Raw genomic sequence first — 10409 nt, 5'->3', positions numbered from 1 at the left:
CACCATAAACCACTCGGACACCTCTCCGTACGCCCGTTTTTCAACGTGCTTGACTATAATATCAAATGCTTCTTTATCTGTCAACACTTTTTTTGTCATTTGTACTTTTTACACGCCTTCCCACGAGCCTATAAGCTCTCTAATGGAGAGCGATATGCCAGTGAGATGACGAATTGGGGGAGCACTTATGTGCGGAGCAATTCGTATAAATGACTTTTCGTTTATCACTCTATCCTACATGCAAGGGAAAATTTGGAGCCTGTTTGTTATTTAAATGCCAAATAGATTGCTATAGTGTTTTCATTTTCTTAATCTTGTAAGAAATTTTCTACTACAGATATGTCTTCGGGAGTTGTTACTTTTATATTTTTATAATCTCCCTCTACAAATTTTACTTTTGCATGTCCAAACTGTTCCATTACCATTGCATCATCAGTAATATTTTCAGCATTTAATGCCATCATTTTTTGATAGGCTTCCTTTATCATAGTTGTCTTAAAACATTGCGGAGTTTGAGTTATCCACAACGTGTTTCTGTTTGGTGTGTCTACCACTTCATTATTTTCATTTACTATTTTTATTGTATCTTTAACAGGTACACCAACAACACAGGCATTATCTTTTATTGCGCCATTAATGCCTCTTTCTATTATTTCATTTGTTAATACAGGTCTGGCGCCATCGTGAATAAGTACAATGTCTCCTGATATATGTTTTAAACCGTTATACACTGATTCGTATCTTTCTTTTCCGCCGGCTACAATGTCTTTTACTTTTGTAAAATTATATTTTTCTACTATTTCTTTTTTGCAAAAGTCTATATCTTCCAAACCTGTTACAAGTATGATTTCATCTACTCCATATTTTTCAAACGCAAAAAGGGAATACCATACAAGAGGCTTCCCTTTTATTTCCATAAACTGTTTCTTTTTACTGCTTTGCATTCTACTGCCACTTCCTGCTGCAAGTACAATAGCTGATATTTTCATTATCTTTCTCCTAATTTTAAATTTGGTATTGCATTTAAGTCCCAACCGGAACGAACTCCATTAATATATTCATAATATGCTGCAGAGCCAATCATAACAGCATTGTCTGTACATAAAATAGGTGATGGATGATAAAATTCTACATTACGTTTTTCACATTCTTCCTTAAAGGCTTTTCTAATGGCTGTATTTGAAGCCACCCCACCTGCTATTGCAAACTTTTTCATGCCTGTTTCTTCAAGTGCATGCATTGCACGTGTTACCAAGGTATCCACCACGCAATTTTGGAATGATGCAGCCACGTCTGCATGATTAATTTCTTCGCCTTTCATTTTTGACAAGTTAAGCTGATTTAGTACAGCAGATTTCAAACCGCTGAAACTAAAGTCATATACACTGTCAGTTATTTTTGCCCTAGGAAATTCGTATGCATGTGGATTTCCATCCTTTGAAATTTTATCTATTTTAGGACCACCTGGATATCCTAAGCCTATTGCTCTTGCCACTTTGTCAAAGGCTTCTCCTGCGGCATCGTCTCTTGTTTTTCCAAGAATCTTATACTTGCCATAATCTTCTACCACAACAAGGTGAGTATGTCCACCCGATACAACAAGACATACAAATGGTGGTTCTAACTCTTTGTTTTCCACATAATTGGCGCAAATATGTCCTTCAATATGATGTACTCCAACTAAAGGAATATCTTTAGCAAAACATATAGCTTTCGCTTCCGCTACTCCCACTAAAAGTGCGCCTACTAACCCTGGTCCGTATGTAACTCCTATTGCATCAATTTCATCTAATGTTGTTTTAGCATCTGATAAAGCCTTCTCGATAACATAGTTAATGTTTTCAATATGTTTTCTTGAAGCTATTTCAGGTACTACGCCTCCATATAATGTATGTAAATCTATTTGTGAAGATATGACGTTAGATAGCGCTTCTCTTCCATTAACAACAACTGCTGCTGCTGTTTCGTCACACGAACTTTCAATTGCTAATATTTTTATATCTTTCAAAACAATACCTCTACTTTTCTAATCTTCAAACATTAAATCAACAGACATCCCATCTTTTCCTGTCTTTGCATTTGGGAAAATGTCTGTAACCGTATCTAAATAAAGCCATGGTTTTACAAGAGATGGGCTGTAGTGTGTCAGCCACATTTCTTTTGGATTGGCTTCTTTTGCGATGTTTGCAGCTTCCACAAAAGTCATATGTTTGTGTTCTTTCGCTTTTTCTTCTTTATCAGGTTCTCCATACATTCCTTCGCACACAAATAAATCTGCATCTTTTGCAGCTTTAGCAATGTTTGCAACAGGTCTTGTGTCAGTTGCATATGTTACTTTTAAACCTTTTCGTGGGGGTCCCATTACCATATCAGGTGTGAAAACCCGGCCGTCTGCCTCAACTGTTTCACCTTTTTGTAAAAGACTCCATTTTTTTATTGGTATATCCAGTTCTTTTGCTTTTGTGGCATCAAACTTTCCGCTTCTGTCCACTTCAATTGAATATCCGTAACATGTTATGCTATGTTTTACCTTAAAAGCTTTTATTTTATATTCTTCAAACTGGATTGTCTCCAAATCTTCTGATAATTCAATAAACTTTATATCAAAAGGAAGTTCAGGTGCAATTGTTCTAAGTGCCCTTACTACTCTTTCTAAGCCTTTTGGTCCAATCATTGTAAGTGGCTCTTTTCTTTCAGCATTTCCCATTGTAAGCAGTAGGCCTGGAAGTCCACTTATGTGATCAGCATGATAGTGTGTTATGCATATTACATCAATTGGTTTAAAGGTCCATCCCTTTTGTTTCACTGCAACCTGTGTACCCTCCCCACAATCAATTAATATGTTACTTCCATTATATCTGCACATTAAAGATGTCAGCCATCTTCTGGGAATTGGCATCATTCCTCCTGTACCTAACAAACATACGTCTAACATTCTCTTCCTCTTTCTTTTCTGCAATTCTACAGTTACTTTTTATTTTTACTACCTACAGGAATTCCAAATAAGTTCTTTATTTTTCCTGTCATTCTCAGAAATTAGAATTTTCACAATAACGCTTTATATTCTTTGTTGCTATCTGAAATCAGAATTTCTATAACAATTCTTTATATTCCCTGTCGTCTACAGGGATTAAAAATTCTCCCGTTATTTTGTCGTAACATTCTTCACACAAATCAAAAAAATGTTCTCTTCCATCTTTGTTTGAAAAATAGTTCCATTTATATTCTACAGTAAAATTGCCTTCTTTTATAATTTCATTTTCTACGATTAATTTCTTCCCACATTTATTGCAAGTCACTTCCACTAATTTTTCATCTTCGTATCTTCTCATAACTTCCTCCTAAAATAAATATTTTTTATTTTATAGGTTTCACAGGTAAAATAATAGTGGAAAGTAATGTATTTTATAGATTTTGTTTCCACATTATAACTGCATTTTCTTTTGGTTTTTCGTAATAATCTTTTCTAATGCCGGCCTCCTTAAAACCATTCTTTTCATATAGTTTTATTGCGGGCACATTAGTTTCTCTTACTTCTAAAGTGAGATTTTTTATTTTTTTATTTTGTGACCAATCAAAGATATAGTCAAGCATATTCTGGGCAATATGCTTTCTTCTGTGTTTAAGAGAGACTGCAACATTTGATATATCAGCCTCTTCTCCAAATACATACATACCAATGTAGCCTACAATTTCATCATTGCACAAAGCTACTACAAAATTGGTATTTTCACTTTCCAGAGAATCTTTAAATGATTTTTCAGACCAGGGAATAGAAAATATGCTTTGTTCAATTTCAAAAACAGCAGGAATATCCTCTATGTTCATTTTTCTAATTGTTATTTTTTCCTGTTCCATATTTTAGTCCTACTCTTTATATTATATTTTATACTTCAGCCTAATTCTTACTTTTTGTATTTTCACTACGAAATTTTGTTCTGCTTAATTTTAATTAAAATTTTTATCTTTTTTCATTATTAATCTCTGTTGTATTTTAATTAATTTTTTGTTTTATTTCTTTTCACACAGATTTATTTTTCTGCCTGCGCTTTTTCTTTGGCTAATTTTTCTTTAAGTTCTCTCTCTGCCTGAGATAATCTTAAATATTCAGGTTTATGGTCTGCCGCTTTTTCAATTTTTCCCTGAGCATAATAGATTTCACCAAGGGCTGCCACACTTGAAGCTTTCTGTCCATTCATAGATGCAGGTGCATAGTAATGCTCTGACTTCATTTGGGCGTCAATAATTTCTTTTCCTTTTTCAACACCATCGCCAAGGAAAATCACAGCTTTACCTGTTTTATCTAATTCTTCAATTAAGTCCTCAAGCATCATAATGCACTGTTCTTTTATTGTTTGCATTTCTGTGCCTTCAAATTGATAAATTCCTGTATAAACCTGTCCTCGTCTAGCATCCATAATTGGACAAACAATATACTGTGACGAAAACATATTGTACGCCAAAGCATCCATTGTTGGAACATTTATGATTGGAATACCAAGCGCCAAGCCGAAGCCTTTTGCTGTGGCACTACCTATTCTAAGTCCTGTGTAAGAACCGGGACCTCCTGATATTGCTATAGCATCTACTGTTTTCATATCAAGTTCAATTGTTTTACACATTTCATCTATCATTGGTAGCAATGTTTGAGAATGTGTTTTTTTGTGATTAATTGTATATTCTGCATTTAAAACTCCATCTGTTGTTACGGCAACTGTTGCTACCATTGCAGAGCTGTCTATTGCTAATATTCTCATAGTCCCTCCACTGTAATCTTTCTATAGTCTAAACCTTTTTCAAGATTTTTATCTATTTCAATATTTATTGCTTCCTCAGGTATTAATTCTTCTATTAATTTTGACCATTCTATGAGGCATACGCCTTCTCCGAAAAAGTATTCCTCGTATCCGATTTCATACATTTCTTCAGGATTACCAATTCTATATACATCAAAATGATATAAAGGAATTCTCCCCTCCTCGTATACCTGTATAATTGTAAATGTTGGACTGTTGACGTTTTCTTCAATGCCAAGTCCCTTTGCAAATCCCTGAGTAAACACAGTTTTTCCAACTCCTAAATCTCCATTTAGGCAAAAAATCTGACCAGCCTTTGCTTGCTCACCCAGATTTTTTCCTAATTCAAAAGTTTCCTTTTCGGAATTTGTTTCGTATATCATCTATCCTCCAATATATTTAGGTTAACTTTGTTTTCATACTAGGATACATCCTAGCGTAATGCTTTTTGTGACATATTATTCTTTGAAATTTCTATTACATTAAAAAGCACAGAAATATGCCATACTGATTAGTATAAACAATATTTCTGTGTTTTTCAAATTTTTCTATGTTTTAATTTGACGATTGTGTTTTGATTTAGCCATATACTTATTTTTTTAGAGTCAATATTTTTATTTTTTTGAACCAATCTCTTTTATAAATGAACTGATTCTTTTGTAGACAACGGCTGTGATTAAACTGTCGATTACAGCTTTTAAAATATTAAACGGTCCTACACAAATAAGGACGAATGTAAATTTGTTAGAAATAGCTCCGTTGATTTTTGCTCCCATTCCAATAATTGCATCTAATGGCATGCCGAAAGCTTTTACATAAAAAGGAATTAAAACCCAATAGTTAATGGCAATTCCAGCAACTGCCATTACAAGTGTACCTACTGCCATTCCAATGAACGCGCCCATTTTTGTTTTCTTATACTTGTATATTAAACTTGCAGGAACAACAAATGCACAACCAATTATGAAGTTTGCCAAATCTCCAACGTAGGCTGTTGATGTTCCTTTTACTAATAATTTTAATAATATTTTTATTGCTTCAATAAACACGCCTGCCAATGGCCCCATTATAAATGAACCAATTAGTACAGGAATTTCACTTAAATCTAATTTATAGAATTCCGGCGCAATTACAGGAATCGAAAAATCAAATAAGTGTAAAACTAAAGCCAATGCTGAAAACATCGCTATTAAAACTATGTTTTTTGTTGTAAATGTTTTTTTCATTTATATTACCTCCAATTTATAACATTAATGTAACAAAGAATGTCCCTTGCGAAATTTTACACACCAAGCGCAGGTTACTTTAGTAACTTTTTTCTTTTCGCTGGGGTGGACATCCCTAGCGGAACGTTTTTTATTTAATAAGAAATCACACACAACTTTACGTGAGTGATTACCCCCAAGCTTGACAAAGAGCCAAAAAAACAGCAACCAAAATTTCTTCGGTTGCTGTTTTTACTACTGCATGTAACAGTAATTATATTCTATCTTCTCTCATCCAGACTTTACTGTCGGTTATGGATTCTCACCATATCATGCCAATAGGCTCGCTGACTTATGCTTAAGCAATCACAGCCGGTTAGGAATTGCACCTTACCCCGAAGAACTTTATTTAATTTTCATGTTAATGTTAATACTTTGTTATTATGTTGTCAAGTTTGTTAATAACTTATTCTTCACAAAATACTAACGTTAATAAAATTTACTTTTTTACTTATTTATTTTTTTACTTTAATGAATGCATTGTAAATTGCACGTAATGCAACTTCAAAATCTTCTTCTGCTACACCGATAATGATGTTAAGTTCTGAAGATCCCTGGTCAATCATTTTAATATTAACTCTTGCCTCTGCTAAGGCTGTGAATAAGATTGCAGCTGTACCTCTGGCACTCTTCATTCCACGACCTACTACTGCAATAAGGGCAAGGTTACTTTCAATAAATAACTGGTCAGGATGTACTCTTGAACGGATTTCGTCAAGAATAGCTGTTTCCTTTCCTGCTAATGCATCTGTCTGAATAACAACACTCATTGTGTCTACACCTGATGGCATATGTTCAAAACTTACATTGCTCTTTTCCAATGCACGAAGTACATTTCTACCAAAGCCTACTTCGCTGTTCATTTTGTCCTTTTCAATATTAATTACTGACATACCCTTCTTGCCGGCAATACCTGTAATAATATGTTCACATGGCTCAGCAGTTTCTGAAACAATCATAGTTCCTCTATCCTGTGGGCAGTTTGTGTTTTTGATATTTACAGGGATACCTGCTGCTCTAACAGGGAAGATAGCATCTTCGTGTAAAACAGTAGCTCCCATGTATGCTAATTCTCTAAGTTCTGCGTATGTGATTGTGTTAATTGGACTTGGATTATTTACAATTCTTGGATCGCAAATTAAAAATCCACTAACGTCTGTCCAGTTTTCATAAATCATTGCGTCTACTGCTCTGGCAACAATTGAACCTGTTACGTCTGAACCACCTCTTGAAAATGTCTTAATAGTTCCGTTAGGCATAGAACCGTAAAATCCCGGAATCACTGCATATTCAGATTTTGCAAGCTTTGGAGCTAACTTTTCTGATGTTTTATCCCAATCAAATTCTCCTCTTTCATTGAAGAAAATATATTTTGCAGCATCAATAAAATCAAAGCCTAAAAATTTGGCTAATACTTTACTGTTTAAGAATTCACCACGACTGGCTGCATAATCTCTACCTGCCATATGAGAGAATGCACCCTTTATAATGTCAAAATCTTCGTCCAACGAAAAATCCTGAATGCCTAAGCCTTCAATAATTCCATTATATCTTTCCTTAATAAGATTAAACTGTTCTTCAAATTCTTCACCTTCTGAAGCTAATTCATAACAGTTATAAAGCATATCTGTAACTTTAATATCTTCTACAAAACGTTTACCCGGTGCTGATGCAACAACAAAACGTCTTGTTGGATCTGCTAAAATAATATCTGCAACTTTTCTAAACTGGTTTGCATCAGCTAGCGAACTACCACCAAACTTTACAACCTTTGTTTCTTTCATAACCTGCCTCCTAATTTTTCTTTTATTATCCTTCAATTCTAATTCTAGAGATTACATTTCCTAATTTTTCAGCTTTTGCATCAAAATCCTGTTCGCTTAATTTTTCTGTAGCAAAACCGATTTCTCCTGAAATTCCTGCATCAATGTATTCTACATTTCCAAATACAGCCTCAACTTCTTCTTTTGACTTTGTTGTTCTAACAAAGAACTTCTTCTTTGATTTTGAAAAATCTTCAACTTCAAGCTTTTCTTCTTTCCACATTACAGTTGTAGAAACATTCAAATGTCTAACGCTATCAACTACGTCAGATACTACCGCACTTGCTGTAGGGAGTTTGCCTGCACCACTGCCGATAAATACAAGGTCACCTACCATGTTTCCACGTACTAAAATACCGTTAGTTACACCACTAACGTTGTATAATGGATGGTCAGGTGCTAAAAGTCTTGGTGCTACTGAACATACAATACCTGTATCTTCGTTCTTGCACTTTCCTAATAACTTAATTGAACGGCCCATTTTCTTTGCATACTTAAAGTCCTCAGCAGTAATTTTTGATATACCTTCTGTGTAGATTTCTTCAAAATTAACTGTCTTTCCATTTGCTAATGAAGCTAAAATTGCAATCTTTCTAACCGCATCATAGCCTTCAATATCAGCTTCAGGATTACGTTCTGCATAACCTAATTCCTGTGCTTTCTTTAAAGTGCTGTCAAAATCAGCACCTTCTTTATCCATCTTTGTAAGAATATAGTTTGTTGTTCCGTTTAATATTCCTGTAATTTCACAAATCTTATCCGCTGTAATATGCATGTTCATTGGACGGATAATAGGAATTCCGCCACCTACAGCAGCTTCAAATAAGAAGTTTCTATTATTTGACTGAGCAATCTTAATAAGCTCAGCACCATATTTTGCAACTAACTCTTTGTTAGATGTACATACACTCTTCTTTGCTAATAATGCTGACTTTACAAAATCATAAGCTGGTTTTAACCCACCCATTACTTCAATTACTACTTCTACTTCAGGATCGTTTAAAATAATATTGTAATCATGTACTAAAACGCTTTCACATGAATCTCCAGGAAATTCTCTTAAATCTAATACATATTTTACGTCAATTTCTTCACCTGCATTTGCAGTAATAAGCTCTTTATTTTCATTTATAATTTCGAATACACCTGAACCTACTGTTCCGTATCCTAAGATTGCTACCTTTATCATATTTCCTCCTTAATTGTGTTCTAGCCCTTTAGGGTGCAAATTCTTCGTAAATTTTAGCATGGTTAAATATTTTTATCAACTAATTTTAAGCTGTTTACTTTGTTTTCATAACAAATTATTACATATTTATTAATTTTTTTAATAAATCGCATGGATTTTTATGCAATATTGTGGTAGTTCGGTAAAGTGTTAAAGTGGTTTGTGATGTTAACTTTCCTCATTACCTGTATTAATCCATTTCAAATATCCATTAATAAAAGGATCAATGTAGCCATCTAAAACCTTGTTAACGTCAGTAACTTCAACGTTAGTTCTATGGTCTTTTACCATAGTATACGGTTGCATTACATAAGACCTTATTTGGTTGCCCCAACCAATCTCTTTTACTTCACCTCTGATTCCTGAGCGCTTTTCTTCCTCTTCCTGTTTTTTTAGCATGTATAATTTTGCCTTTAACATTTTCATTGCCTTGTCTTTGTTCTGAAGCTGTGACCTTTCATTCTGGCATTGAACAACTATTCCTGTTGGCAAATGAGTGATTCTAACAGCAGATGATGTTTTGTTAATATGCTGTCCACCTGCGCCACTTGATCTATATGTATCAATTCTTATATCGTCATCATTAATTTCCACATCTAAATCTTCCTCAATATCCGGCATTACATCTAAAGATACAAATGAAGTCTGTCTTTTGCCTGCTGCGTTAAACGGTGATATTCTAACAAGCCTGTGAACACCTTTTTCAGATTTCAAATAACCATAGGCATTTTCTCCATTAACCTGAAAAGTTATTGACTTTATTCCTGCTTCGTCACCATCTAAAAAATCTAAAACTTCAGTCTTATAACCTTTTGACTCTGCCCATCTTGTAAACATTCTATAAAGCATACTTGCCCAATCGCAGGATTCTGTTCCACCGGCTCCTGCATTTAATTTAAGAATTGCGTTACATTTGTCATATTCTCCTGATAAAAGAGTGTCTATTTTTGTTTTTTCAAAATTTTCTATAAATTCATTTAACTGTTCTTTTACATCTTCAACGATAGACGCATCTTCCTCTTCATTGCCCATATCTATCAAAATTCCAATATCTTCATAATCCCTTTGGATTTTTGAAATTGTGTCTATTTGAGATTTAAGATTTTTCAATTTCTTCATCAGCTTCTGCGATTTTTCAACATCATCCCAAAACTCCTGTTGTTCCATTGCTTCTTCAATTTCGCGTATTCTGTTTTCTTTTGTTTCAATATCAAAAGAAGCTGCAAGTTCTTTTACTTTATCTTTGTACTGGTTCCACTCATATTTGTATTGTTCAAATTCAACCACAATATTCCCT

Annotated in this window: 11 protein-coding genes and 1 riboswitch; all 11 genes read right to left on the bottom strand. The window is 34.1% G+C overall.

Features of this window, described 5'->3' with window-relative positions; all coding sequences use genetic code 11:
* Nucleotides 1-308: 308 nt before the first annotated feature.
* Nucleotides 309-992 (bottom strand): 2-C-methyl-D-erythritol 4-phosphate cytidylyltransferase, encoded by a 684-nt coding sequence (gene ispD / locus DW006_RS11530; RefSeq protein ID WP_347475142.1) that lies wholly within the window; start codon nt 990-992, stop codon nt 309-311.
* A complete protein-coding gene (tsaD, locus tag DW006_RS11525) occupies nt 989-2008 on the bottom strand; it encodes a tRNA (adenosine(37)-N6)-threonylcarbamoyltransferase complex transferase subunit TsaD (protein WP_347475140.1) in 1020 nt (339 codons plus the stop codon). Before tsaD ends, ispD begins: the two co-directional genes overlap by 4 nt.
* Nucleotides 2009-2026: 18 nt before the next feature.
* Nucleotides 2027-2935, bottom strand: a complete 909-nt coding sequence (locus DW006_RS11520) for a ribonuclease Z (RefSeq protein ID WP_118000771.1) — start codon at nt 2933-2935, stop codon at nt 2027-2029.
* A gap of 157 nt (nt 2936-3092) precedes the next feature.
* On the bottom strand, nt 3093-3332 hold the full coding sequence (locus DW006_RS11515) for a hypothetical protein (RefSeq protein WP_118000769.1): 240 nt from the start codon (nt 3330-3332) through the stop codon (nt 3093-3095).
* A 73-nt stretch (nt 3333-3405) separates the two neighbouring features.
* Nucleotides 3406-3858 (bottom strand): ribosomal protein S18-alanine N-acetyltransferase, encoded by a 453-nt coding sequence (rimI, locus tag DW006_RS11510; RefSeq protein ID WP_022164508.1) that lies wholly within the window; start codon nt 3856-3858, stop codon nt 3406-3408.
* Nucleotides 3859-4031: 173 nt separating this feature from the next.
* A complete protein-coding gene (gene tsaB / locus DW006_RS11505; protein WP_118000767.1) occupies nt 4032-4757 on the bottom strand; it encodes a tRNA (adenosine(37)-N6)-threonylcarbamoyltransferase complex dimerization subunit type 1 TsaB in 726 nt (241 codons plus the stop codon).
* Complete coding sequence (gene tsaE / locus DW006_RS11500) at nt 4754-5179, bottom strand: tRNA (adenosine(37)-N6)-threonylcarbamoyltransferase complex ATPase subunit type 1 TsaE (protein WP_118000765.1); 426 nt, start codon at nt 5177-5179, stop codon at nt 4754-4756. Before tsaE ends, tsaB begins: the two co-directional genes overlap by 4 nt.
* 231 nt (nt 5180-5410) lie before the next feature.
* The gene (locus DW006_RS11495) at nt 5411-6022 is read right to left on the bottom strand and encodes an ECF transporter S component (protein WP_118000762.1); all 612 of its coding nucleotides are present in this window, start codon (nt 6020-6022) and stop codon (nt 5411-5413) included.
* A 258-nt stretch (nt 6023-6280) separates the two neighbouring features.
* A riboswitch (FMN riboswitch) is annotated at nt 6281-6408 on the bottom strand.
* Between the two features lie 108 nt (nt 6409-6516).
* The gene (locus DW006_RS11490) at nt 6517-7845 is read right to left on the bottom strand and encodes an aspartate kinase (RefSeq protein WP_118000760.1); all 1329 of its coding nucleotides are present in this window, start codon (nt 7843-7845) and stop codon (nt 6517-6519) included.
* A gap of 25 nt (nt 7846-7870) precedes the next feature.
* Nucleotides 7871-9073, bottom strand: a complete 1203-nt coding sequence (locus DW006_RS11485; RefSeq protein ID WP_118000758.1) for a homoserine dehydrogenase — start codon at nt 9071-9073, stop codon at nt 7871-7873.
* Between the two features lie 207 nt (nt 9074-9280).
* Nucleotides 9281-10399, bottom strand: coding sequence for a peptide chain release factor 2 (gene prfB, locus DW006_RS11480; protein WP_118000756.1), 1119 nt, complete (start codon nt 10397-10399; stop codon nt 9281-9283).
* Nucleotides 10400-10409 lie beyond the last annotated feature (10 nt).

This window comes from Eubacterium sp. AF36-5BH (assembly GCF_003460505.1).
GTDB lineage: Bacteria > Bacillota > Clostridia > Lachnospirales > Lachnospiraceae > Eubacterium_G.
This window is presented reverse-complemented; position numbering and strand designations above follow the sequence as displayed.